Source organism: Rhizobium sp. WYCCWR10014, from assembly GCF_001657485.1.
GTDB lineage: Bacteria > Pseudomonadota > Alphaproteobacteria > Rhizobiales > Rhizobiaceae > Rhizobium.
Genome location: NZ_LXFU01000037.1, coordinates 323,449 through 349,024, shown reverse-complemented (window position 1 = coordinate 349,024; position 25,576 = coordinate 323,449). Strand labels below are relative to the sequence as shown.

20 protein-coding genes are annotated in these 25,576 nt (G+C 61.9%); 8 read left to right on the top strand and 12 right to left on the bottom strand.

Annotation, left to right across the window (positions count from 1 at the left end; all coding sequences use genetic code 11):
• Positions 1-10 precede the first annotated feature (10 nt).
• From A6U98_RS18505 to trxB, 5 genes are all read right to left on the bottom strand, one after another.
• Positions 11-1,135, bottom strand: a complete 1,125-nt coding sequence (locus A6U98_RS18505) for an alkene reductase (RefSeq protein ID WP_064651914.1) — start codon at positions 1,133-1,135, stop codon at positions 11-13.
• A gap of 25 nt (positions 1,136-1,160) precedes the next feature.
• Positions 1,161-2,327: an MFS transporter gene (locus A6U98_RS18500; RefSeq protein WP_064651913.1), complete on the bottom strand. Its 1,167-nt coding sequence runs from the start codon at positions 2,325-2,327 to the stop codon at positions 1,161-1,163.
• Position 2,328: 1 nt separating this feature from the next.
• Positions 2,329-2,622: a metalloregulator ArsR/SmtB family transcription factor gene (locus A6U98_RS18495; RefSeq protein WP_064651912.1), complete on the bottom strand. Its 294-nt coding sequence runs from the start codon at positions 2,620-2,622 to the stop codon at positions 2,329-2,331.
• A gap of 553 nt (positions 2,623-3,175) precedes the next feature.
• Positions 3,176-4,072: a LysR family transcriptional regulator VtlR gene (locus tag A6U98_RS18490; RefSeq protein ID WP_018446649.1), complete on the bottom strand. Its 897-nt coding sequence runs from the start codon at positions 4,070-4,072 to the stop codon at positions 3,176-3,178.
• Positions 4,073-4,094: 22 nt separating this feature from the next.
• A complete protein-coding gene (gene trxB / locus A6U98_RS18485) occupies positions 4,095-5,069 on the bottom strand; it encodes a thioredoxin-disulfide reductase (RefSeq protein WP_064651911.1) in 975 nt (324 codons plus the stop codon).
• 230 nt (positions 5,070-5,299) lie between these two features.
• Between trxB and A6U98_RS18480 the strand changes: the two genes are divergently transcribed.
• Positions 5,300-5,767: an Lrp/AsnC family transcriptional regulator gene (locus tag A6U98_RS18480; protein ID WP_003541645.1), complete on the top strand. Its 468-nt coding sequence runs from the start codon at positions 5,300-5,302 to the stop codon at positions 5,765-5,767.
• A 31-nt stretch (positions 5,768-5,798) separates the two neighbouring features.
• Here A6U98_RS18480 and A6U98_RS18475 read toward each other — a convergent pair whose 3' ends face one another.
• On the bottom strand, positions 5,799-7,145 hold the full coding sequence (locus tag A6U98_RS18475) for a sigma-54 dependent transcriptional regulator (protein ID WP_064651910.1): 1,347 nt from the start codon (positions 7,143-7,145) through the stop codon (positions 5,799-5,801).
• Positions 7,146-7,149: 4 nt separating this feature from the next.
• Positions 7,150-9,018: an ATP-binding protein gene (locus tag A6U98_RS18470; protein ID WP_064651909.1), complete on the bottom strand. Its 1,869-nt coding sequence runs from the start codon at positions 9,016-9,018 to the stop codon at positions 7,150-7,152.
• 224 nt (positions 9,019-9,242) lie between these two features.
• Here A6U98_RS18470 and A6U98_RS18465 point away from each other — a divergent pair, with 224 nt between their 5' ends.
• Positions 9,243-10,577, top strand: coding sequence for a dicarboxylate/amino acid:cation symporter (locus A6U98_RS18465; RefSeq protein WP_064651908.1), 1,335 nt, complete (start codon positions 9,243-9,245; stop codon positions 10,575-10,577).
• A 73-nt stretch (positions 10,578-10,650) separates the two neighbouring features.
• On the opposite strand, the gene A6U98_RS18460 is transcribed toward A6U98_RS18465, so the two are convergent.
• Positions 10,651-11,709, bottom strand: a complete 1,059-nt coding sequence (locus A6U98_RS18460) for a glycosyltransferase family 4 protein (protein WP_064651907.1) — start codon at positions 11,707-11,709, stop codon at positions 10,651-10,653.
• A gap of 27 nt (positions 11,710-11,736) precedes the next feature.
• On the bottom strand, positions 11,737-12,213 hold the full coding sequence (gene greA, locus A6U98_RS18455; RefSeq protein ID WP_012758398.1) for a transcription elongation factor GreA: 477 nt from the start codon (positions 12,211-12,213) through the stop codon (positions 11,737-11,739).
• A gap of 254 nt (positions 12,214-12,467) precedes the next feature.
• Between greA and A6U98_RS18450 the strand changes: the two genes are divergently transcribed.
• Both A6U98_RS18450 and A6U98_RS18445 read left to right on the top strand, forming a co-directional pair.
• On the top strand, positions 12,468-13,700 hold the full coding sequence (locus A6U98_RS18450; protein ID WP_064651906.1) for a putative DNA modification/repair radical SAM protein: 1,233 nt from the start codon (positions 12,468-12,470) through the stop codon (positions 13,698-13,700).
• Positions 13,700-15,154: a UdgX family uracil-DNA binding protein gene (locus A6U98_RS18445; RefSeq protein ID WP_064651905.1), complete on the top strand. Its 1,455-nt coding sequence runs from the start codon at positions 13,700-13,702 to the stop codon at positions 15,152-15,154. The genes A6U98_RS18450 and A6U98_RS18445 overlap by 1 nt, the downstream gene beginning before the upstream one ends.
• A gap of 56 nt (positions 15,155-15,210) precedes the next feature.
• Here A6U98_RS18445 and carB read toward each other — a convergent pair whose 3' ends face one another.
• Together carB and A6U98_RS18435 are read right to left on the bottom strand one after the other, a co-directional pair.
• Positions 15,211-18,699 (bottom strand): carbamoyl-phosphate synthase large subunit, encoded by a 3,489-nt coding sequence (gene carB / locus A6U98_RS18440; RefSeq protein WP_064651904.1) that lies wholly within the window; start codon positions 18,697-18,699, stop codon positions 15,211-15,213.
• A gap of 274 nt (positions 18,700-18,973) precedes the next feature.
• Positions 18,974-19,750, bottom strand: a complete 777-nt coding sequence (locus A6U98_RS18435; protein WP_064651903.1) for a LytTR family DNA-binding domain-containing protein — start codon at positions 19,748-19,750, stop codon at positions 18,974-18,976.
• A gap of 47 nt (positions 19,751-19,797) precedes the next feature.
• Between A6U98_RS18435 and A6U98_RS18430 the strand changes: the two genes are divergently transcribed.
• Both A6U98_RS18430 and A6U98_RS18425 read left to right on the top strand, forming a co-directional pair.
• The gene (locus A6U98_RS18430; protein ID WP_064651902.1) at positions 19,798-20,328 is read left to right on the top strand and encodes a DUF2306 domain-containing protein; all 531 of its coding nucleotides are present in this window, start codon (positions 19,798-19,800) and stop codon (positions 20,326-20,328) included.
• 76 nt (positions 20,329-20,404) lie between these two features.
• Positions 20,405-21,325, top strand: a complete 921-nt coding sequence (locus tag A6U98_RS18425) for a neutral zinc metallopeptidase (RefSeq protein WP_064651901.1) — start codon at positions 20,405-20,407, stop codon at positions 21,323-21,325.
• Between the two features lie 56 nt (positions 21,326-21,381).
• Here the strand turns inward: A6U98_RS18425 and A6U98_RS18420 are convergent, their stop codons facing one another.
• The gene (locus A6U98_RS18420) at positions 21,382-22,377 is read right to left on the bottom strand and encodes an aldo/keto reductase (protein ID WP_064651900.1); all 996 of its coding nucleotides are present in this window, start codon (positions 22,375-22,377) and stop codon (positions 21,382-21,384) included.
• A gap of 399 nt (positions 22,378-22,776) precedes the next feature.
• On the opposite strand from A6U98_RS18420, the gene A6U98_RS18410 reads away from it, so the two are divergent.
• Positions 22,777-24,021: a TCR/Tet family MFS transporter gene (locus A6U98_RS18410; RefSeq protein WP_064651898.1), complete on the top strand. Its 1,245-nt coding sequence runs from the start codon at positions 22,777-22,779 to the stop codon at positions 24,019-24,021.
• A 142-nt stretch (positions 24,022-24,163) separates the two neighbouring features.
• Entirely contained in the window at positions 24,164-25,567 is a 1,404-nt protein-coding gene (locus A6U98_RS18405) for an MATE family efflux transporter (RefSeq protein WP_064651897.1), read from the top strand.
• Positions 25,568-25,576: the final 9 nt, after the last annotated feature.

Genomic DNA, 25,576 nt, shown 5'->3' with positions numbered 1-25,576 from the left:
GTGTGAAAGGTCAGGCGACCTTTTCGAGAATGGGATAGTCGATATAGCCCTTGCCGGTGCCGCCATAGAAGGTCGACTGGTCAGGCGTATTGAGCGGCAGATTGTGTACCAAGCGCTCGACGAGATCGGGATTGGCAATGAAAGGCTTGCCGAAGGCGACGAGATCGGCGCGGCCGCTTTCCACTGCATCGATCGCCAGACCGCGATCGTAGCCATTGTTGACCATCCAGTCGGCCTTGCCGCCGGCCTTTTCATAAGTCTGGCGCAGTGCCTTGTAATCGAAGGAGGGATTGTCGCCCTGCTTGTAGTCGCGGTCACCGCCGGTCTGGCCTTCGATGACATGGATATAGGCGAGGTCGTATTTGGCCAGTCCTTCGACGACATGGGTGAAGGTCGCCTGCGGATTGGAATCGTAGCTTTCGCCGGACGGCGTCACCGGCGAGATGCGGATCGCCGTGCGACCGGCGCCAATTTCCTTCACCACGGCATCGACGACTTCGAAGGTCAGACGGGTGCGGTTTTCGATCGAGCCGCCATATGCATCAGTACGGTCATTGACGCCGTCGCGGATGAACTGGTCGAGCAGGTAACCGTTGGCGCCGTGGATCTCGACACCGTCGAAGCCGGCGTCGATCGCTGCCCGGGCAGCCTTGCGGTAATCCTCGATGATGCCGGGGATTTCCGCGGTTTCGAGCGCGCGCGGTTCGGAGGTGTCGGCAAAGCTGCCGGTGCCGTCGGCATTGACCAGATAGGTCTTGGCCTTGGCGACGCGATTGGTCGATGAAACCGGCTTGCCGTCGTTCGGCTGCAGCGTCGTGTGCGAGATGCGGCCGACATGCCACATCTGGACGACGATCTTGCCGCCTGATGCATGGACCGCGTCGGTGACGCGCTTCCAGCCCTCGAGTGCTTCCTTGCTATAAAGGCCGGGCACGTTGGCATAACCCTGGCCCTGATGGGTGATCGCGGTTGCTTCGGTGATGATCAGGCCGGCGGTGGCGCGCTGGCGGTAATATTCGACGTTGAGGTCGTTGGGGATCGCGCCCGGCGAGCGGTTGCGGGTGAGCGGCGCCATGACGATGCGGTTCTTGACTGATATGTCGCCGACTTTCGTGGGGTCGAAAAGCTTGGCCATGTTGGTCCTTTCTTGTGCGGGAGGATCACTCGGCAGGGGCGAGGGCGGCCCGGCCCCTGGCGGAGAGATAGGTGAGTGCTGTGGCGCCGAGGCCGATCAGGGCCATCAAGGCTGCGGCGAGCGGAACGCGGGTGAGATCGAACCCGGCGTCGATGACTAGGCCGCCCACCCAGGCGCCGAGCGCATTGCCGGTGTTGAAGGCGCCGATATTGATCGTCGAGACGAGATTCGGAGCGTCTTTGCCGAAGCCGACGACGCCGACCTGAAGCGCCGGCACGGCGGCAAAGCTTGCCATCGCCCAAAGGAAGAGAGTGATTTCAGCCGGAATGAAGAAGCGGCTCGTATAGCTGAAGGCGATCGACGTGATGGCGATTGCGGCGAAGACGCCGGCAAGCGTCGCGCCGAGCCGCCAATCGGCAAGCTTGCCGCCGACGAGGTTGCCGATGGTCAGCCCGAGGCCGATCAGGAACAGCGTCCAGGTGACGCCTTCCGGCGACACGCCGGTGACGTCGCGCAGCAGCGGCGCGATATAGGTGAAGAGGGCGAACATCGAGGCGGCGAAGAAGACGGTGGTAGAGAGCGCCAGCCACAGGCCGCCATTCCTGAGTGCTGCGATCTCGCGCAGGATGCTGCTGTTTTCTTGCTGCTTGTCCCTGGGCAGGATGGCGATCAGGCCGAGAATGGTCACGATACCGATGACTGTGACGACGCCGAAGGTGGCGCGCCAGCCATAGGCCTGGCCGATCGCCGTGCCGAGCGGCACGCCGAGAACATTGGCGAGCGTCAGGCCGGTAAACATCAGCGCGACGGCGCGGGCCTTGCGGTCTTCGGCAACGAGGCCGGCGGCGACCACCGAGCCGATGCCGAAGAATGCGCCGTGGCAGAGTGCTGTCACGACACGGGCGATCATCAGCACCCAGTAGTCGCTCGCCAGAGCGCAAAGCAGGTTGCCGGCGATGAAGAAGGCCATCAGCGCAATCAGGGCGGTGCGGCGCTTCAGCTTCGCAGTCGAAATCGCCATCACAGGCGCGCCGATCGCGACCGCCAGGGCATAACCGGTTACCAGCCATCCGGCCTGCGGGATGCTGACCGAAAGATCGGCGGCGACCTCCGGCAAGAGACCCATGATGACGAATTCGGTGGTGCCTATCGCAAACGAGCTCAAGGCAAGAACGAGGAGGGCGAGGGGCATTCTAAAGGTCCTGCGTCAGTTGCTTGAGGAAGGCGGCGATGGTTTCTTCGTTGCGCTTGTAAAAGATCCACTGGCCGACGCGTTTGGTGGTGACGAGGCCGGCGCGATGCAGCGTGCCGAGATGGGCCGAGACCGTCGACTGCGACAGGCCGCAGCGCTCGAACTGGCTGGCGCAGACGCCCATTTCGAAAGGATGCTCCTGCGAGGGGAAATGCTCCTCGGGATTTTTCAGCCAGTTCAGAATCTCCATCCGGGTGGGATGGGCGAGCGCCTTGATAATTTCGTCTTTGTCCATCGTCTTTCGCCGAACTATAAATCGTGTCTCGGCGATATATCGATCGTCAGACTTCGATATGCAAATCACGGAGGCGTGAGGCGGTAGCTTTTGGTGAATGCGCAAATTTTGGGCAAAAAAAGAGGGCCACCGGAAAACCAGGGCCCTTATAATTGTGAAGGTCAAAAACCTCCAGAGGGGAACAGCTAATGCGGTGGTACTGGGAGAGAAACCACAAGATGCATCAGCTGAGAGGGATATGGTGCTTCCTTGAGCAGGTTTCAATGCTTTTTTGTGCATGTCTGCTATGCGCCGCACAAATTTTTTGCGGTGCGGCATTTATCGAGGAAGCAAGGGCAAAAAAAGAGGGCCACTGGAAAACCAGGGCCCTTATAAGTGTGAAGGTTAAAAACCTCCAGAGGGGAACAGCTAATGCGGTGGAACTGGGAGGAAAAGCCACCATGTGCATCAGCTATGTGCGATATGGTGGTTTATTGGGCAAACGGCAACCCTCATTTGTGCATGCCAGTCATGCACGTTCTGCATAGTCGGCAATTCATCAATAAAACCGGGCTCAAAAGTTCCAGTTTCTGGCCTTGCTGACGATAAAATCGCGGAAAGCCTTCAGCTTGGCGGCGTTCTTGATCTCGTCGGGATAGCAGAAATAGGTGTCGAAGGAGGGGACGTCGGCATTGATCGCCAGCTGGATCAGGCCGGGGTCGCGGCCGACGATGTAATCCGGCAGGCAGGCGACACCGATTCCGAGCAGGGCGGCGCGCTTGATCGAGGTCTGGCTGTTGATCTGCAGATGCGGAATACGCTTGTTATCGGAGGAGCGGCCGGCGACCTCAAGCCAATTGACATCGAGCAGGTAACTCGGCGCCGGCTCGCCGAAGGTGATGATGCGGTGATTGTCGAGATCCTCGACCTTCTGCGGCTCGCCGTGGCGGTTGATGTAGGACGGGGCCGCATAGACGTGCATGTGCACGGTGAAGAGCTTGCGCTGGATGAGGTCGGATTGCTGCGGCTGGCGCAGGCGGATCGCGCAGTCGGCATGACGCATGTTCACATCCACTTCCTCATTGTCGAGGATCAGCTGGATCTGCACATCGGGATAGAGCTGCAGGAATTCCTGGATCTTGTCGGTCAGCCAGCCCTGGCCAAGGCCGACGGTCGTCGTGACGCGCAGCTTGCCGGATGGCGTCTCGGTCGTTTCGGTGAGCTGCATCTTCACGGTTTCGAGCTTCAGCAGCACGTCATGGGCGGTGCGGTAAAGCAGCTCGCCCTGTTCCGTCAGAATCAGTCCTCGCGCATGGCGATGAAACAGCTTGGTGCCGACATCCTGCTCCAGCGCGCTGACCTGGCGGCTGATGGCGGATTGGGACAGATGCAGTTTATCCGCCGCATGCGTGAACGAACCCGCCTCGGCCGCTGCGTGAAAAATACGCAGCTTGTCCCAATCCAATGGCATTCCCCCACCCCTCATGCCGATCTTACTCCGCGGCCACGGCGACGGGCATGTGGCCCGTCAGATATCGCTCGGCTTCAAGTGCAGCCATGCACCCCAGGCCGGCGGCAGTGATCGCCTGGCGGAACGTATCATCCGTCACGTCGCCCGCGGCATAGACGCCGTCCAGGCTGGTCGCAGTCGAATCCGGCGCGGTCCAGAGATAACCATTGTCCTTCAGCTTCAGCTTGTCCTTGAAGAGCTCGGTTGCCGGCGCATGGCCGATGGCGACGAAGACGCCATCGATCACCATGTCGGTGAGCGTGCCGGTTCTGACGTCGCGCAGGCGCGCTCCGGATACGGATTGCGGCATCGGCGGCTTGGCCGGCGTGCCGGTAATCTCAGCCACTTCGGTATTCCACAGGACCTTGACATTGTCCTTGGAGAACAGGCGTTCCTGCAGGATCTTCTCGGCGCGGAAGAAGTCGCGACGATGAACTAATGTAACCGACTTGGCGATGTTGGAGAGATAGAGCGCCTCTTCGACGGCGCTGTTGCCGCCGCCAACCACGATCACATCCTTGTTGCGATAGAAGAAACCGTCGCAAGTGGCGCAAGCCGAAACGCCGAAGCCCTGGAAATGCTGCTCGCTCTCGATGCCGAGCCACTTGGCTTTGGCGCCGGTGGCGATAATCAGCGTATCGGCGGTCCAGACCTGGCCGCTGTCGGTGCGGGCGACGAAAGGACGCTGGTTCATGTCGACTTCGGTCACCAGGTCGTTGACAATCTCGGCGCCCACATGTTTTGCCTGCTGCAGCATCTGTTCCATCAACCAGGGACCCTGGATCGGATCGGCAAAGCCCGGATAGTTCTCGACATCGGTGGTGATCATCAACTGGCCGCCCTGCTCGAGACCGGCGATCAAAACCGGTTTGAGCATGGCGCGCGCGGCATAGACCGCGGCGGTATAGCCTGCGGGTCCGGAACCGATGATGAGCACCTTCGTATGGCGGGCGGGCATGTCATTTCCTTTCGACTGGCAGGAGGGCGGCGGCTAAATCGCGATTGCGGCCGTTTCGCGTCCCTGCGCCATTTATGAACGTCCAATGCTTTTATTCAAGGGCAGCCTTGCGTTACCAACAAGGCAAATCGCCCGGATGTGCAAGAATCCGTCATCGGCGTGAAACTTTCTTGCGTATTCCGCGGCTTTATATAGAAGCTCCCCGCGGAGAATTAAAGAAAGGCAATGATGTGGGGCGTGCGGAACTCGACGTCATCGATATAAAGATCCTCCGGGAACTGCAGGCCGATGGCCGCATGACCAATGTGGAGCTTGCCGATCGCGTCGGTATCTCGGCGCCGCCTTGCCTGCGCCGGGTGCGCAAGCTCGAGGAAGCCGGCATCATCGAGGGCTACCACGCGATGCTGAACAGCCCGAAGCTCGGCTTCGACCTCGTCGCTTTCTGCATGGTCGGCCTCAAGCACCAGTCGGAAGGCAATCTCAAAGCCTTCGCCGCTGCCACCGCCGAATGGCCGCTGGTGCGCCAGGCCTGGATGGTCTCGGGCGACAGCGATTTCCTGCTGCATTGCGTGGCGGAGAACCTCACCCGGTTTCAGGATTTCGTCATCGAGGTGCTGACGGCGAACGAACATGTCGATACCGTGCGCACCATGCTGACGATCCGGCAGGTGAAGAAGCTGGGACTGGTCGAAGTCTAAAGCCACTCGGCAGATAAACCGTCATCGCCGATTACTTGCGCGAGATATAGCCGCCCCGGTTGATGCCGTGGCGCTGAAGTTTGTCGTAAAACGTCTTTCTCGGAATGCCGAGCGCCTCGATGGTGCGGCGCACGTCGCCGTCATTGGCCGACAGCGCGTCGCGAATGATCTCCGCCTCGTAACGTTCCAGCCGTTCAGGAAGCGTCGCATCCGTCGGCTGCGGAGGGGCCGCTGCCGCTCCGCCGCCTTCCACGCCAAGCACCACGCGTTCGGCATAGTGCGAGAGCTCGCGGACATTGCCCGGCCATGTGTGGGAGGCGAGATGCCGCCGCACATCCGGTGAAAGCGGCGGGACATCGCGGCGGAAGCGCTCCGCGGCACGAGCGGCGAAGTGGGAGAACAGCAGCGGGATATCGTCACGACGTTCTCTCAGCGGCGGAATGGAGATCGTCACGACATTCAGCCTGTAATAGAGATCCTCGCGAAAATCGCCGCGCACCGAGGGATCCCCGAGGTCGATCTTGGCAGCCGCGACGACGCGAAGATCGACCGGACGCACCTCATTGGTGCCGAGCGGCGTGATCTCGCGCATCTCCAGCACCCTCAGCATCTTGACCTGGGTGGCGGCCGGCATGCTTTCGATCTCGTCGAGGAACAGCGTGCCGCCGCTTGCATGTTCGATGCGGCCCGTGCGGCGCTTCTGGGCGCCGGTAAAGGCGCCGGCCTCGTGGCCGAACAATTCGCTTTCGATGACGGTTTCGGGCAGGGCGCCACAGTTCAGCGCTACGAAATTGCCCTTCCGGCGGTGGCTCCACTGATGCAGGAGCTGGGCAACCACTTCCTTGCCGCTGCCCGTTTCACCGGCGACGAGTACGTCCACATCTGTATCGGCAATATGCCGAAGAATGTTTCTGAGATTTTCCATGACTGGCGTCTGGCCGATCAGCGGCAAATTCTCCTGCGCATCTTCGGCTGCCTTCCGCAGCATGCGGTTTTCCAGAACAAGCCGCCGCTTCTCGCTTGCGCGACGCACGCTCTGCACGAGCCGATCGGCTGCGAAGGGCTTGGCGATGAAATCATAGGCGCCGTCCTGGATCGCATGAACGGCCATCGGAATATCGCCGTGGCCGGTCATCAGGATCACCGGCAGGTCGACATCCATCCCTTGCAGCGTGGCGAAGAGCTGCAGTCCGTCGATCTCGGGCATGCGGATATCGGTGACGACGGGGCCGGCAAAGTCCGCCGGCAGATCCGCCAGCGCGGCTTTCGCACCGTCATAGGCGGAAACGGAAAATCCGGCGAGTTCGAGCGTCTGCGCGGTGGCACGGCGCAGGTCCTTGTCGTCGTCGATCAGCGCAACGGGCATCAGTGTGTCCATGACCTCAAGCCTTCCTCAGCTGAACGATGAACCGGGTACCGCCGCTGTCGCTTGCAACCTCCAGCCGGCCGCCGTAATCGCCGACGATATCCTTGGAGATGACGAGGCCAAGGCCGAGACCGCTTTCCTTCGAGGTATTGAACGGCGTGAACAAGCCTTTGCGAATATCAGGCGGAATGCCGGGGCCGTTGTCGGCGACTGTCACCGTTACCATCCCCGCGTCAGTTGATGTTCTGATCTCGACGCGACCCTCTCCGGCCTTCGGCGCCACCGCCTCCAGGGCGTTCTGAAGCAGGTTGATAAGGACCTGCTCGAGACGAATCCGGTTTCCCATCACCTGCAGTTCGTCGGGCGGCAGGTCGATGTCGAGCGTATCCATGCGGCCGGCAAACCGGCTGCGCAACAGCATCACCGCGCCCTCGATGACGTCCTTCAATCCGGTTGGTTCGGCGCTGCCGCGGCCTTTGCGGGCAAAGGTCTTCAGCTCCTCGGTGATCGAACCTATGCGCTCCGTCAGCGCCGCGATGCTTTCGAGATTTTCGCCGGCAGGCGCCGTCTGGCCGCGATCGAGGAAGGTGCGGGCGTTATCCGCATAGGCACGGATGGTTGCGACCGGCTGGTTGATCTCATGGGCAACGCCGGCAGCCACCTGACCCAGGATGGCCAACCGGTTGGCCTGCACCAGATCCTGTTGCACGGCCTGCAGCTTCTGCTCCGTGCTCTTGTGGCCGATGATTTCAGCTTGCAGCCGGTCCCGCGCCTGGCTGAGATCGAGCGTCCGCTCGACTACCCGCCGTTCCAGTTCCTCTCGTGCTTGCTGTTCGCTGGAGATTCGCAGGGCGATCGTATGGCGGCGGCGCAAGAGGAAGGCTGCTCCGGCCAGCAGCGGCAAGAGTATGAGCAAGGCCAGCATGCGGGCTTCACGAATCCCCGCATCAACGGACGGCCCGAGCGTCACGAGATGCTGTAAATGCCAGCCGGTGGCCGGAACCGGCATCCCGACATCGAGAAACCTGGTTTTCCCGGCATCGCCAGGCATGACGATCTCGACGACATCGAGCCCGGCGCCGAGGTTTCGGACCATGTCGAGGGGCAAGGGTTGAAGCGGCGCATCGCCGAATTGAAGGCTTTCGCGGATCGCCGTCAGCCGGTCCTCGGCGATCCGGCCGATCGTCATGAACCGCCATGATGGAAGACTGGTGATGAGGACAATGCCGCGCTCGTCAACGACGTAGGACGGGGTGCCTGAGGCGTTCCAGTCCGCCTCGACGTCGTCGAATTCGACCTTGACCACAACGACACCCAGCAAGCCATTGCTGCCCGAAATCCGCTGGGAGATATAGAGACCCGGTTTCTTGCTGACCGTGCCGAGCGCGAAGTGCTCGGCCTGTCCTCGTTCGACCGCCCCCTGAAAATACTCCCGGAAGCGGTAGTCATTGCCGACGAAGCTCGTCGGCTCGCGCCAGTTGCTGGCTGAAACCGCCATGCCGTCCTTGTCGATGACATAGATGACGGCGGCCTTGGTGCCCGCTGCCAGCATTTCCAGCTTCTGACTGAGCCGGGCGAACGTGCCGGCATCGTTTCCCGCCAGGGCCGCGGCGATTGCGGTATCTTGCGATAGCACGAAGGGAAGCGCCCGGTATTTTTCAAGAACTGTGCGCAGCAACGCCGCATTCAGCCTCGCATCCATGCGGGCCTGTTCCTCGAGGGCAGCCTCCGCCCGGTGCCGGCCGATCTCGCCGCTGGCCCACAGGCTTGCGACGACAGCGAGAAGGGCGAGCACGGCATAGGCCCACCACATCCGGCGGATGCGGTGTTGCACGGGCAGGGAAGGCCACAATTTCTGCGCCATGGACATGGCGGATTTGTGCATTCTTCTGCACGAAACGCAAATGGATTTGTGCGGATTTCCGCATTGATTAATTGGTTGTCAGCAGTCCCGCAAATTTTTTCTTAATAAATTCAATTCGTTGGTGGGCGGCGTAAAACTGGCACGGCGATTGCGAAGGAGGTGGCAACAACGGCTGAGCTGTTGGACTTGAAGCGAACGGCTCGGGAGGCCGGAGTTCGTTCCGGACGAGCCACTAGGAGGACATCATGATCGCAGCACCACTCGATGCAGTCGCAGGCAGCAAGGGCAAGAAGCCCTTTTATAGCCATCTTTACGTTCAGGTTCTCGTGGCCATCGCTGCGGGTATCCTTCTCGGCCATTTCTATCCCGAACTCGGCACCCAGCTGAAGCCGCTCGGCGATGCCTTCATCAAGCTCGTTAAGATGATCATTGCGCCGGTGATCTTTCTGACGGTTGCGACCGGCATTGCCGGCATGAGCGACCTGCAGAAGGTCGGCCGCGTCGCCGGCAAGGCGATGCTGTACTTCCTGACCTTCTCGACATTGGCGCTCATCATCGGCCTGATCGTCGCCAATGTCGTCCAGCCAGGCGCCGGCATGAACATCGATCCGGCCTCGCTGGATCCGGCCGCCGTCGCCACCTTTGCCGCCAAGGCGCATGAGCAGAGCATCGTCGGCTTCCTCACCAACATCATCCCGACGACGATCGTCGGCGCCTTTGCCGATGGCGACATTCTGCAGGTGCTGTTCTTCTCGGTGCTCTTCGGTATCGCGCTCGCCATGGTCGGCGAAAAGGGCGAGCAGGTCGTCAACTTCCTCAATTCCCTGACGGCTCCCGTCTTCAAGCTCGTCGCCATACTCATGAAGGCTGCCCCCATCGGCGCTTTCGGTGCCATGGCATTCACCATCGGCAAGTACGGTGTTGGATCGATCGCCAACCTCGCCATGTTGATCGGGACCTTCTACATCACGTCTCTGCTCTTCGTCTTCATCGTTCTCGGTGCTGTTGCCCGCTACAACGGCTTCTCGATCGTGGCGCTGCTGCGCTACATCAAGGAAGAACTGCTGCTGGTCCTCGGCACCTCGTCTTCGGAGGCGGCCCTTCCGGGGCTGATGAACAAGATGGAAAAGGCCGGCTGCAAGCGCTCGGTCGTCGGCCTCGTCATCCCCACAGGCTATTCCTTCAATCTCGACGGCACCAACATCTACATGACGCTGGCAGCGCTCTTCATTGCTCAGGCAACCGGCATCCATCTCTCCTGGGGTGACCAGATCCTGCTGCTGCTGGTGGCGATGCTGAGCTCCAAGGGTGCCGCAGGGATCACCGGCGCCGGCTTCATCACGCTTGCCGCAACGCTCTCCGTCGTCCCATCCGTGCCGGTCGCCGGCATGGCGCTCATTCTCGGCATCGACCGCTTCATGTCGGAATGCCGGGCGCTGACCAACCTCGTCGGCAATGCGGTCGCGACGATCGTCGTGGCACGTTGGGAAAATGAGCTGGATACGGCGCAGCTCGCCGCGGCACTGGGCGGCCAGACCGGAGAGGATACTTCGGCTGCCGGGCTGCAGCCGGCCGAATAGTCAGCCGCTATCCCTTCATCCTTAGACTCCCTGCAGCGGCCCGTTATCCAACGGGCCGTTTCTCTTTTCTGCTTCAGCCGCGATTGTCGCCGAGAAGGCGGTCGTAAACGGCGCCGATCGCGCTCGCTTCCTTCTCCAGCGCGAAATTCGTCCTGACATGCCGCAGCGCATTCTCGCCATGAGCGATCGCCAGAGCGGGATCTGCGATATAGGGCGCGATTGCCCGCGTCAGCGCCTTGCCATCGCCGGCGGCGACGACGAACCCCGTCTCGCCCGTGACGATGAGCTCGGCATAGGCGCCCGCATCCGATGCCACCACCGCGGTGCGCGAGGCCATGGCTTCGAGCGGCGTCAGGCCGAAACCCTCGTTGCGGGAAGGGGCGACGTAAAGCGTCACGCGGCGATACCAGACCTTGATGTCAGGTACTTCGCCGAGGAAGAGGATACGGTCGCTGAGCCCGGCGGCCGCGACATCCGCCTTGAGTTTGTCGCCAAATGCCGTGTGTTCGGCCGTCACCCGGCCGGAGACGACCGCCGTCCACTCGGGGTGCTGCGGCAGCAGTTCGATCATCGCCTGGACGAAAAGATCAGTGCCCTTCTGATGGCGCACACGGCCGAAGCAGCCGATGAGATAGTGGCCCGGCAGGCCGGTGGCGGCGATGCCGTCCTCCGCCGTTTCCGGCGGATGGAACAGAGCAAGGTCGACGCCGTGCTGGATCACCGTATGCGGCACCTCGAGGAACGAGCCGGATCGATCGCTGGTCGCGATGACGGCGTCCATGCGACGGATCAGCCATTTCGTATAGGCGGTGTGGCGGCGTTGCGCGGCCGAGGTGAAGAGAAGCTTCAGCGGCATGCGCAACAGATGGCGCAGCAGGATGCCGACTGCCATCTCGTTGTTGCGGCGAGCGTGCCAGACGCGCCGGCGCCGGCGTGCCGGCGGGCGCCAGAGGCCGAAGAGCTGCCGCCACTCAAGTTTCGGCAGGTCCTCCGGCAGGCCGGGGCCGAGTGTCGCGATCTTGATGCCGAGCCGGATCTGGCACGGGATGAGCTGGACGATCGTCGACGTGACGCCGGAGAGCCGGCGCTTGAAATTGGGCGCAATGATCTCGACGTCACGGATATCGGGCAAGGGAGGGGTCTCGCGGCCGGTGGGCGATCAGCCCCAGGAAACCTGGAGGATTTCGTAGGCCTTGGAGCCGCCCGGCGCATTGACCTCGATGGAATCGCCGACTTCCTTGCCGATCAGAGCACGGGCGATCGGCGAGGAGATGGAGATGCGGCCGGCCTTGACGTCGGCTTCCTGGTCGCCGACGATCTGGTAGGTCTTTTCTTCATCGGTGTCCTCGTCGATGAGTTTTACCTTGGCGCCGAACTTGATCTTGTCGCCCGACATCTTGGTGAGGTCGATGACCTCGGCGCGCGCCGTCAGGTCTTCCAGCTCGCTGATGCGGCCTTCATTGTGACTCTGGGCTTCCTTGGCGGCGTGGTATTCGGCGTTTTCGGAAAGGTCGCCATGGGCACGGGCTTCGGCGATCGCCTCGATGATTCGAGGGCGCTCCTCCTGTTGACGCCAGCGCAGCTCTTCCTGCAGCTTGACGAAACCGCCCGGTGTCATGGGTACCTTTTCAACCATTTTTCTGTCCTTCAATCCTCGTATCCGCACAATTAGCGGCGAACACAAAAGAAAACAGGTCCCGAAGGGGAGCTTCGGAACCGTGCCACAATCTTAGTCGGACGCTTATAGCAGATCGCCAAGGCCGATTTCCAGAAAATTCGCATAAAAGAAACGCGGCCCGCCCCGATATCAGGTGGTGCGACTTGAAAATGGGCAGAAAATCGAATCGTTCCGATTGACTCTGCATGGCGGAACATATAGTGAACATACTAATGAAGAAGTCGCTAAAAGAACGCTTGGCAATCCTTTCCGATGCCGCGAAATATGATGCTTCCTGCGCTTCCAGTGGAACGGTGAAGCGTGATTCTCGGGCTAGTGGCGGGCTCGGTTCGACCGAGGGATCCGGCATCTGTCATGCCTATGCTCCGGACGGGCGGTGCATTTCGCTTCTGAAAATACTGATGACCAATTTCTGCATCTACGATTGCGCCTATTGCGTCAATCGCTCGTCGAGCAATGTCGAACGGGCGCGCTTTACGCCCGAGGAGGTCATCTGGCTGACGCTAGAATTCTATCGCCGCAACTATATCGAAGGCCTGTTCCTTTCCTCCGGCATTATTCGTTCATCCGATTACACGATGGAAGAGATGGTCCGCATCGTCCGCGAACTGCGTGTGACCCACAATTTCCGCGGATATATCCATCTGAAATCGATCCCCGAGGCGTCGCCGCGTCTGATCGAGGAGGCGGGGCTTCATGCAGACAGGCTGTCGCTCAATATCGAGTTGCCGACGGATAACGGCATCACCCGCTTCGCGCCGGAGAAGAAGCCTGCCAATATTCGGCGTTCGATGGGGGATCTGAGGCTGAAGATCGAGGCCGCCAGCGAACCGACGCTGCGGACGAAGCAGCGTCAGCGTTTCGTGCCGGCCGGCCAGAGCACGCAGATGATCGTCGGCGCCGATGGCGCGAGCGATGCGACGATCCTTGCGACCAGCGGCCGGCTTTACAGCAGCTACGGGCTGAAGCGCGTCTATTATTCCGCCTTCAGCCCGATTCCGGACTCGTCGAAAAATCTGCCGCTGATCAAACCGCCGCTGATGCGGGAACACCGGCTCTATCAGGCCGATTGGCTCTATCGATTTTACGGTTTCGGCATAGACGAGATCACCGCGAACCAGGCGGGAGGCATGCTCGATCTCAGCCTCGATCCCAAACTTGCCTGGGCGCTCGCCAACCGGGCCGAATTTCCCGTCGATATCAACAAGGCCGAGCGCGAGCGGTTGCTGCGTGTGCCCGGTCTCGGCACCAAGACGGTCAAAGCGATCGTTTCGGCCCGGCGTTTTCGCCGGTTGCGGCTCGATGATCTCCAGCGGCTCGGCGTTTCGATCAAGAAGGTTCAGTCCTTCATCTCGGCGGAAGGCTGGTCGCCGCGTCGATTGATCGAGCGCCCCGACCTTCGCGCTATGTTCGAACCGCAACCCGAACAATTGTCGTTGCTGTGATGCGCCGGATCGTACTTGCAGGACGCGGGGAGCTTGCCGAATGGCGTGACGCCGCGCGCGCTTTCGCGGCTGCGGGCATCCTGCCGGAAGAGATCGATTGGCGCGAAAAGGGCGAGGAGGCGGACCTTGCGTTTCAACGTGACGCCATGCCGCCGGCGCCGATCATGGCACGCAAGCCGATGACGGTGCCGCCCGCCTTCATCGAGCTCGCGGAGACAGTTCTCTGCCATTCCGACCCGGCGCGCTTTTCCCTGCTTTACCGTCTGCTCTGGCGGCTGCAACTGGACCGGCAACTGCTTGAAGTGGCTTCTGATGAGGACGTCGCCCGTGCCAGGCTGATGGCGAAAACCGTTCGACGCGACGCGCACAAGATGACGGCCTTCGTCCGCTTCAAAGAGGTTGATGCTGTATCGGCCGACCGTCGAAAATTCCTCGCCTGGCTTGAGCCGGATCACCATATCGTCAGGCGCACAGCGCCTTTCTTCCAACGGCGCTTCACCGACATGGACTGGCTGATCGCAACGCCCAAGGGATCGGCCGCCTGGGACGGCGAGCGGCTGACGATGAGCGACGAGCCGTGCGAAAAACCCAATCTCACCGATGCTGCCGATGAACTTTGGCGCACCTACTACGCCAGCATTTTCAATCCGGCGCGGTTGAAGCTGAAGGCGATGCAGGCGGAGATGCCGAAAAAATACTGGAAGAACCTGCCGGAAGCCGATCTCATCCCTGGGCTGATCGCATCGGCGGAGAGCAAGGTGCGGGCCATGGCCGCACGGGAGGCGACCCAGTCATTGCCCTTTCACGATCGCCTGCAGGAAGCCGCGCGCACTATTCCTGCCGAGCCCGCAGCGCCGGCGGGCACGCTGGAAGCACTGCGCGCGGAAGCTGCTTCCTGCACCCGATGTCCGCTTCATGCGAAGGCCACGCAAACCGTATTCGGGGAGGGGCCGCGCGATGCCGACGTGATGTTCGTCGGCGAGCAGCCGGGCGACCAGGAGGATATATCAGGGCGCCCCTTCGTCGGTCCGGCCGGCAGGCTCCTCGATCAAGTGATCACTGAAGCGGGCATCGACCGCTCAACGCTTTACGTCACCAATGCCGTCAAGCATTTCAAATATGAGCCGCGCGGCAAGCGCCGCATCCATCAGAAGCCCAATATGGGCGAGGTGAAGCATTGCCGCTGGTGGCTCGATCTGGAGATGGCGCTGATCAAGCCGAAGCTGGTCGTTGCGATGGGGGCGACGGCGCTCGCGGCGCTGACCGATACAAAACAGCGGCTGCAGGATGTCAGGGGGAAAGCGATCGCGATCGACGAAAGGCGAACGCTCTTCGTGACGGTGCACCCATCCTATCTGTTGCGTATTCCAGACGAGCGGCTGAAAGCGGATGAGCTGGCACGATTTCGCGAAGATATGCTGACGGTTCAGCGCCTTATGCTGGCGGCTGCATAAACTGATTCAATGGCAAGGCTGGCGCCATCGCTGATCGAGCGATGGCGTTCCGTATCTCAGGCGAAATAGCTCTGCAGCGGCCGCACTTCCAGATTGCCGGCTTTCAGCGCCTTGATCGCCTGCGCGGCGGCCTCGGCGCCTGCCATCGTCGTGTAGTAGGGCACCTTCTGCATCAGCGTCGCACGGCGCAGCGACTTGGAGTCCGAGATCGCCTTGTTGCCATCGGTGGTGTTGATGACGAGCTGGACCTGGCGGTTGCGGATCGCGTCCTCGATGTGCGGACGGCCTTCGAGCACCTTGTTGATCTTGGTGGCGGTGATGCCGTTTTCGCCAAGGAAGCGGGCAGTGCCGCCGGTCGCCAGCACTTTGAAACCCTGCTCGACGAGGATGCGGATCGCCGGCAGCACACGCGGCTTGTCCGCGTCGCGGACGGAGACGAAGACCGTCCCGTCACGCGGCAGCTCGACGCCGGCACCGAGCTGCGACTTGGCGAAGGCCAGCGCAAAATCAGTATCGAGGCCGATGACTTCTCCGGTCGAGCGCATCTCCGGGCCGAGCAGTGTGTCGACGCCGGGGAAGCGGGCGAAGGGGAAGACGGCTTCCTTGACGGCGATGTGCTTCAGCTTGCGCGGATCGGGCTTTTGCCCATAGGCGGCGAAGGTCGCATCGAGCTTCTCGCCGGCCATGACGCGAGCGGCGATCTTGGCGATCGGCGCACCGATGGTCTTGGCGACGAAGGGTACGGTGCGCGAGGCGCGCGGATTGACTTCGAGAACGTAGACGGTGCCATCCTTGATGGCGAACTGGACGTTCATCAGGCCGCCGACATTGAGCGCCTTGGCCATGGCCTTGGCCTGGCGCTCCAGTTCGTCGAGCAGTTCGACCGACAGCGAGCGTGGCGGCAGCGAGCAGGCGCTGTCGCCGGAATGGATGCCGGCTTCCTCAATATGCTCCATGATGCCGGCGACATAGACATCGGTGCCGTCGGAGAGGCAGTCGACATCGACTTCGATGGCGTTGCTGAGATAGCTGTCGAAGAGCAGCGGGTTCTTGCCGAGCAGGGTGTTGATCTGGCCGGTCTTGTCGTTGGGATAGCGCTGCTTGATATCCTCAGGCACCAGTTCAGGCACGGTATCGAGCAGGTAGCTCTGCAACTGGCCTTCCGAATGCAGGATCTGCATGGCGCGGCCGCCGAGCACGTAAGAGGGACGCACGACCAGCGGGAAGCCGATTTCGGTGGCGACCATGCGGGCCTGCTCGACCGAATAGGCGATGCCGTTGTTCGGCTGGTTGAGGTCGAGCTTCATCAGGAGCTTCTGGAAGCGGTCGCGGTCCTCGGCAAGGTCGATCATATCGGGTGCGGTGCCGAGGATCGGGATGCCGTTCTTTTCCAGCGCCTCGGCAAGCTTCAGCGGCGTCTGGCCGCCGAACTGGACGATGACGCCGACAACTTCGCCCTTTTCCTGTTCTGCCCGCAGAATCTCGATCACGTCCTCGGCCGTCAGCGGCTCGAAATAGAGGCGGTCCGACGTATCGTAGTCGGTCGAGACGGTTTCCGGGTTGCAGTTGATCATGATCGCTTCATAACCCGCATCCTTCAGCGCGAAGGCGGCATGGCAGCAGCAATAGTCGAACTCGATGCCCTGGCCGATACGGTTCGGGCCACCGCCAAGGATGACAACCTTCTTGCGGTCGGAGACTTCAGCCTCGGAGCGGGCGGCGCCGACGAAAGGCGTCTCGTAAGTCGAATACATATAGGCGGTCGGTGAAGCGAATTCGGCGGCACAGGTGTCGATTCGCTTGAAAACCGGCCGGACGTTGAGGCTGTTGCGGAATTCGGCGACTTCCTTCGGGCGCTTGCCGGTCAGGGTCGCCAGGCGCGCGTCGGAGAAGCCCATGGCCTTCAGCATGCGCAGGTTGGCGGCATCCTGGGGCAGGCCGTGCTCGCGGATGCGAGCCTCCATCTCGACGATCGCTTTCAGTTCGGCGATGAACCAGGGATCGATCTTGCAGCCTTCGTGGACTTCGGCTTCGCTCATGCCCTGGCGCAGCGCCTGGGCGACCATGCGCAGGCGATCGGGCGTCGGTGTGCCGATTGCGGCGCGGATGGCGTTCTGGCTGGATTCGCCCTCTTCAAAGCCGGGGATCTCGATTTCGTCGAGGCCGGTCAGTCCGGTTTCCAAGCCACGCAGCGCCTTCTGCAGCGATTCGGCGAAGGTGCGGCCGATCGCCATGACTTCGCCGACCGATTTCATCGCTGTCGTCAGCACCGGCGAGGCGCCGGGGAATTTCTCGAAGGCGAAACGCGGGATCTTGGTGACGACGTAGTCGATCGACGGTTCGAAGGAGGCAGGCGTTGCGCCGCCGGTGATGTCGTTATCCAGTTCGTCGAGCGTATAGCCGATCGCGAGCTTGGCGGCGATCTTGGCGATCGGGAAGCCGGTGGCCTTGGAGGCGAGCGCCGACGAGCGCGAGACGCGCGGGTTCATTTCGATGACGACGAGACGGCCGTCCTTCGGATTGACGGCGAACTGGACGTTCGAGCCGCCGGTCTCGACCCCGATCTCGCGCAGCACCGCGATCGAGGCGTTGCGCATGATCTGGTATTCCTTGTCCGTCAGCGTCAGCGCCGGCGCGACGGTGATCGAATCGCCGGTGTGGACGCCCATCGGATCAATGTTCTCGATCGAGCAGATGATGATGCAGTTGTCCGCCTTGTCGCGGACGACCTCCATTTCATATTCCTTCCAGCCGAGTACCGATTCCTCGACCAGCACTTCGGTGGTCGGCGAGGCATCGAGGCCGCCGCCGACGATCTCGAAGAATTCCGAGCGATTGTAGGCGATGCCGCCGCCGGTGCCGCCGAGCGTGAAGGAGGGACGGATGATGGCGGGAAGACCGACATGGTCGATCGCCTGGGCGGCAATCGCCATGGCATGGCTCATGTAGCGCTGCTTGCGGTCGCTCTCGCCAAGGTTCCACTGATTTTCCAGCTCGTCCAGGGCCTTGTCGAGATCGGATCCGGAGAGGCTGTCGCGCAGCTTGTTGCGCTCGGCCTCGTGCGTCTTGCGGTCGAGGTCCTTGATGTCGGTGGCGTTCGCCAGCATCGAGCGCGGGGTTTCCAGCCTGATGCGGGCCATCGCCTCGCGAAACAGCGCGCGGTCCTCGGCCATGTCGATGGCGGCGGGCTTGGCGCCGATCATCTCGACATTGTAGCGATCGAGCACGCCCATGCGCTTCAGCGAAAGCGCGGTGTTCAGCGCCGTCTGGCCGCCCATGGTCGGCAGCAGCGCATCCGGGCGCTCCTTGGCGATGATCTTCGCGACGACCTCGGGGGTGATCGGCTCGACATAGGTGGCGTCGGCAAGGCCCGGATCGGTCATGATCGTCGCCGGGTTGGAGTTGACGAGGATGACGCGGTAGCCCTCCTCCTTCAGCGCCTTGCAGGCCTGGGTGCCGGAATAGTCGAACTCACAAGCCTGGCCGATGACGATCGGTCCCGCGCCGATGATGAGGATCGATTTGATATCTTGGCGCTTCGGCATGAGTGCTTCCGTTTTCTGGCTGCGCAGAAAGCCGGCCAGGGTGGGAGATCACCGGGTCGGGTCGCGCATGCTGGGTCTTTTCAGGCTAGAAGCGGCTTATAGGCAAATGTATTTGCAAACGGAACCCCATAAATCGCGGAATCGACAGGAATCCAACACGGCGCGAAAGCCGATTTTCTCGTCAGGCCCGACGAGCAGCCGGATTTCGTAGCCCTGCTTGCGGAAGAGCGAAAGCGTGAGTCCCGTCAAGCACCTGCAGCGCCGCGCGTCTTCTTTACGCGAAGCGGCGGCGCACATCCTCGGCATAGCTGCGGCTGACCGGGATTTTCGTGCCGTCGCGGGTGAGGATCAGCAGCCTGCCATTGTCGCGTTTCAGGCTTTCGACATGGGCGTCGGCCACCCAGTGCGAGCGATGGACGCGAAGGCCCGGCGTCGCGGCGGTTTCTTTCAGCGCGTCGGCGAAACGCAAGAGCACCAGTTCGCGCCCGCGGCTGGTCACCACCTCGGTATAGTGATCCTGGACGGAAAGGCGCAGCAGCGAGCCACGGTTCTCAGGCTTCAGCCGGTCGAGGATCGAGGCTGCGGGGCTGGTTTCCTCAGGGGCTGCGGCTTCGGCGATTTTCTGGCTCATCGCCATATAGGTCAAAAGACAGAAGAGGGCGCAGAGCGGCAACGCAAAAAGCGCGCGGTGCAGGCCGCTGTCCAGCGTGGTCGTTTCGCCGGTGAAGACATAGTCGACGAGGCCGATGGCAAAACCGATCGGCAGGGCGGCGGCGAGCGAACCCGCCATCATGCGGGCGAACATGGAAGTGAGCATCCTCCGCAGCAGTCTTTCGGCCACTACCGCGCAGAGGATAGCGATCACCCAGGCAAGGGCATGCAGGCTCAGCCAATAGGCGAGGCGTTCGCCGAAGGCCATGCTTTCCATCGTGCCGTAGGGGCCGGTGACGGCAAAGAGCAGGACGATCGCGGCAAAGGTTCCCCAGAAGCGCCGGGAGTGGAGAAAGACCTGCAATTCGCGAAGCGTGGATTGCAAGAAGGGGTGAATCACGAAGTTTTCCTGCCGTTCGCGCGGTTCGGATTGAGGCGGATGAAGTCTTGGCGGAAAGAGCGATCGAATTCAACCGGATGCCGCTCATGACCCTCGAACCGCTCTTTGATGCCCCGCTCGCCGTTCAGATCCATGTCGCCGCTGTTACGCCGGCGGCCCTTCTCGGCGCCTATATCCTGCTGCGCCCCAAGGGAACGCCTTTGCACCGGCTGCTCGGCAGGATCTGGATGGTGCTGATGATTGTAACGGCGATATCGAGCTTCTTCATTCACCAACTCGATCTCTTCTACGGGTTCAGCCCGATCCATCTTTTGTCGATCGCAACATTGTTCGGCAGCTGGAATGCGATCACGGCGGCCCGCCGCGGCGATATCCTTCTGCATAAACGCATCGTCGCCGGCCTTTATTTCGGCGGCATCATCCTCGCCGGCCTGTTCACTTTCGTGCCTGGCCGGATCATGCATGCGGTCGTCTTCACCGGTGCGGAATGGCCGGCTGTCCTTGCTGCGGCGGTGATCGGCTCGATCCTGGCCGCGATCGTGCTGCGCCGCCGACGCGGGCGCCTGATTGCCCGATGAAGCCGCTGGAATTCCGGCCGCCGACGGATATATAACTCCTTGAGCGCAAGCACAGGCATTGCCGGGGAGAGCGAAGATGGAATGGAGAGGCCGGCGTCAGTCCGACAATATCGAGGATCGCCGTGGCGGTTCGACCGGCGGCGGTTTCGGCCGCGGCGGTGGCTTCAACTTTCCTTCCGGCGGCGGCGTTCGCCGTGCCGGCGGCGGCCTCAGCATCGGCACGATCATCTTCCTCGTCGTGATCTATTTCATCTTCAAGATGATGGGCATCGATCTGCTGCAGATGCTCGATACCGGCGGCACGACGAGCGGCCCAGGCTATGAGCAGAGCCAGTCCGGCGGAACGCGCACGCCCGCCAATGACGAGATGACCGCCTTCATGCGCACCGTTCTTGCCGAGACCGAGGATACCTGGCAGGGCATCTTTCAGGCGCAGGGCCAGAATTACGAGGAGCCGCGTCTCGTGCTGTTCTCTGGCTCGACCGCATCGGCCTGCGGCTCCGCATCATCTGCAACAGGTCCGTTCTACTGCCCGAGCGACCACAAGGTCTATCTCGATACCGAATTCTTCCAGGAGCTTTCCGACCGCTTCGGCGCGTCAGGTGATTTCGCCGAGGCCTATGTCGTTGCCCATGAGGTCGGCCATCACGTGCAGAACCTGCTCGGCATCCTGCCGAAGTTCAACCAGGCCCGCCAGCGTATGAGCGAGGCCGACGCCAACAAGATGTCGGTGCGCGTCGAGCTGCAGGCCGATTGCTTTGCCGGCATCTGGGGCAAATATACCCAGCAGAAGGGGCTGCTCGAGTCAGGCGACTTGGAGGAGGCGCTGAACGCCGCCCAGCAGATCGGTGACGATTCGCTGCAGAAGCGGTCACAGGGTTATGTCGTTCCGGAAAGCTTCAACCACGGGACCTCGGAGCAGCGGGTCAAATGGTTCAAGCGCGGCTTCGACAGCGGCCAGCTGGCGGCCTGCGATACGTTCTCGGGACCGGTTTGAGGAGAGATGAAGGGACGCATGGCACAAAGCACATCGCAGCCCCTTCCACTCCTTGCTTACTTCTCGCTGTCCATATGCTGCAGCATATGCTCGGGATAACGCCCACCTGCGGCCGCGTCTTTCGGCACGGCGCGCTCGATGACGGCGAAATCTTCTGGCGACAGGTCGACGGCGCGTGAGCCGAGCGCCTCGGTCAGCCGATCGCGGCGGCGAGCGCCGATGATCGGGACGATATCCTTGCCCTTGGCGGCGACCCAGGCGATGGCGATCTGGGCGACAGAGACGCTCTTTGCCTGGGCAATCTCGCGCAGCTTCTCCACCAAAGCGAGGTTCTGCTCGATATTGCCCTCCTGGAAGCGCGGGCTGTAGGCGCGGAAATCGCCTGCCGTTCCGCCCTGACCCTTCTGCCAGTGGCCGCTGATCAGGCCGCGCGAGAGCACGCCGTAGGCGGTGATCGAGATGCCGAGTTCGCGTGTCGTCGGCAGGATCTTCTCCTCGATGCCGCGGGAGATCAGCGAATATTCGATCTGCAGGTCGACGATCGGGGCGATAGCAGCGGCGCGGCGGATGGTGTCGGCGCCGACTTCCGACAGGCCGATATGCCTGACATAACCTGCCTTGACCATGTCGGCGATGGCGCCGACTGTGTCCTCGATCGGCACGTTCGGATCGAGGCGGGCGGGACGGTAGATGTCGATATAGTCGACGCCGAGGCGCTGCAGCGTATAGGCGAGGAAATTCTTGACCGCGACCGGCCGGGCGTCAATGCCGCTCCAGCCGCCGACGGGATCGCGCAGGCCGCCGAACTTGACGCTGATGACGGCGTCCTCGCGCCTGCGGCCCTTCAATGCCTCGCCAATCAGCATTTCGTTATGGCCCATGCCGTAGAAATCGCCGGTGTCGAGCAGGTTGATGCCGGCATCGAGCGCGGCATGGATCGTCGCGATGCTTTCTGCGCGATCGGAGGGGCCGTACATGCCCGACATGCCCATGCAGCCGAGGCCGATGGCCGAGACATCGGGTCCGGTCTTTCCCAAACGATAGGTCTGCATAGTTTTCTCCTATTTCTGCTCCGCGCGGTGCGATCGAGCATCCGCGCCGGGCGGCGTTGCCGGACGCCGTTTTACCGCTTTCGCATTTGGGCGATAATCGGACGGCATCGAACAGGCTGTGCGGGGAAATGCACAATGATCGGTCTTGTCTTCTGATCTGGATGCCGTCGCGGCGATTGCAAGGGAACGCATTGCCCGGCGATCCGCTGGGCGGCTGGCGATTTTCTGAAACTGGGACTACGGCGCGCGCCCACCGGTTGAGGCCTATCATAAATTTCCCGTTGCGCATTATCAAAAACTTTGAAATGTTCACGGATTGTTTCGGTTTCTTTTCTGAGCTATGTCACTTTCTCGGCGACGAGATCGTCTTTTCAGAACCAACCGCTGTAGAGATGCCTCATGCTTGACCCGAAATTCGTGCGCCGCGGCCTTTTCCTGGTCTTCATCATCCTTTTCCTCGACATTATCGGCATCGCCATCATCATGCCGGTGCTGCCTGCCTATCTGGAGCAACTGACTGGCGGCAGCGTCAGCGATGCGGCGATCGACGGCGGCTGGCTGATGCTCGTCTATGCTGGCATGCAATTCCTGTTCGCGCCGCTGCTCGGAAACCTGTCCGACCGTTTCGGCCGCCGGCCGATCCTTTTGCTTTCGGTGCTGACCTTCGCGATCGACAATTTCATCTGCGGCATCGCCACCAGCTTCTGGATGCTGTTCGTCGGCCGCGTGCTTGCCGGCATCAGCGGCGGCAGCTTTGCCACGTGCTCGGCATATATTGCCGATATCAGCACGGAGGAGAACCGGGCGAAGAATTTCGGGCTGATCGGCATCGCCTTCGGCGTCGGCTTCACCATCGGCCCCGTCGTCGGCGGTGTCCTCGGCGAATTCGGCCCGCGTGTGCCATTCCTCGGTGCGGCCGCGCTGTCGCTTGTCAATTTCATCGCCGCCTGCTTCCTGCTGCCGGAAACGCTGGAGGCGAAGAACCGCCGTCGGTTCGAGTGGAAACGTGCCAACCCGCTCGGCGCTTTGCGCCAGATGCGCCATTATCCCGGCATCGGCTGGGTCAGCCTCGTCATGTTCCTGTTCTTCCTGGCGCATGCCGTCTATCCCTCGGTCTGGGCGTTCGTCTCGACCTATCGCTACGGCTGGAGCGAGGGACAGATCGGGCTGTCACTCGGCATTTATGGCATCGGCGCCGTGATCGTCATGGGGCTGGTTCTGCCGCGGATCGTGCCGGTGCTCGGCGAGTGGAAGACCGCTCTTCTCGGCCTCTGCTTCTCGGCCGTCGGTCTCACCGGCTATGCCTTCGCCTGGGAGGGCTGGATCGTCTATGTCATCATCGTTGCGACTGTCATGGAAAACGTCGCCGATCCGCCGCTGCGCAGCATCGCCGCCGGCATGGTGCCACCCTCGGCGCAGGGCGAGCTGCAAGGCGCGCTTACCAGCCTCAGCAGCATCACCACCATTGCTGGGCCTTTGATCTTCACGCAGATGTTCGGCTACTTCACGCGGCCCGAGGCGCCGGTCACTTTTGCCGGCGCGCCCTATCTTGCTGCCGCCCTGTTCATCCTGGTGGCGGCCGGCGTGTTCCTCCTGCGGGTCCGGGTCCGTCAGCCGGCCGAGGCGCTGGAAGCGGCAAGTTGATCGATCAGAAACGCTGATGCGATGATGAATTTTTCATCATCTGCCTCATTTGGGGTAGTTCTTTGCGGGGCTTTGATCTAAGTCCGGATGATATTTCGCCGCAAGCTGCGGCGATGCATATTTCAATCACAGGACTGGTGTCATGGACACGCCGATCGACGCGCGCAGGCTTGCGCCGACAACCGATAATCGTTGGGGCGCACATTTCCGTGCCACGCTGGCGCTCGGCATTCCTCTGATCGGCGCGCAGCTCGCCCAGCTCGGTATCCACACCACCGATGTGATGATCGTCGGCCGCCTCGGCGCTGAGCAGCTGGCGGCGATGGTGCTGTCGGCGCAGTTCCTGTTCACGATCCTCATCTTCGGTTCGGGCTTTGCCATCGCCGTCATTCCGATGGTGGCACAGGCCTATGGCCGCGGCGACGTCGTCTCGGTGCGCCGATCGCTGCGCATGGGTCTCTGGGTGGTGATCGGATTTTGGATCATCATGCAACCGGCCTTCTTCAATGCGGAACAGATCCTGCTCTTTGCGCAGCAGAAGCCCGAGGTGGCCAAGCTCGCACATGGGTATATCATGATCGGCCAGTTCGGCGTGCTGCCGGGCCTGCTCTTCAACGTCATGCGTTCGCTCGTCAGCGCCATCGGCAAGGCGGGCATCATCCTCAACGTCACCATCGCCACGCTGGTGATGAACGCGATCTTCGCCTATATGCTCGTGCTCGGCCATTTCGGTTTTCCGGCGATGGGGCTCGAGGGCGCGGCGATCGTGTCGGTCGTCGTGCAGACGGCCGGCTTCCTCTTCATCCTGGCTTTCGTGCAGCGGCGGGAAGAGACGCGGCGCTACGAGATCTTCGTGCGGTTCTGGAAACCCGACTGGCACGCGCTGCTGGAGGTCATCCGGCTCGGTTTCCCGATCAGCGTTACCCTCCTTGCCGAGGTCAGCCTGTTCACGGTGGCCTCGCTGCTGATGGGCTATATCGGCACCATCGAGCTTGCGGCTCATGGCATTGCCCTGCAATGGGCCTCGATCGCTTTCATGATTCCGCTCGGCCTCAGCCAGGCGGCAACGGTGCGCGTCGGTGTCGCCCACGGGCAGGGCGACTATCAGGGGCTGGTGCGCGCTTCGATCACCGTGCTCGTCCTCGCCTGCGCCATTTCGGCGGTGGGCAGCGTGCTCTTTGCCACCATGCCGCAATTCCTCGGCAGCTGGTTCCTCGACGTCAACTCGCCCGAGGCGCCCGAGGTGCTTGCCTATGCCGGGCCGCTGATCGTCGTTGCCGGGCTTTTCCAGCTCGTCGATGGGCTGCAAGTGATCGCCAATGGATTGCTGCGCGGCCTGAAGGACGCACGCGTGCCGATGATCATGGCGTTGATCGCCTATTGGCCGATCGGCTTCTTCCTCGCCTGGGCCTTTGCCTTCCCGCTGGGTTTCGGTGGCATCGGCATCTGGTTCGGCTTTCTCGTCGGGCTGGCGGCCGCCGCCGTCATGCTCTGTGCGCGCTTCTACCTTCTCCTGCGCCGCGAGGCGGAACTGACGCACGCCTGAGCCAGCCGC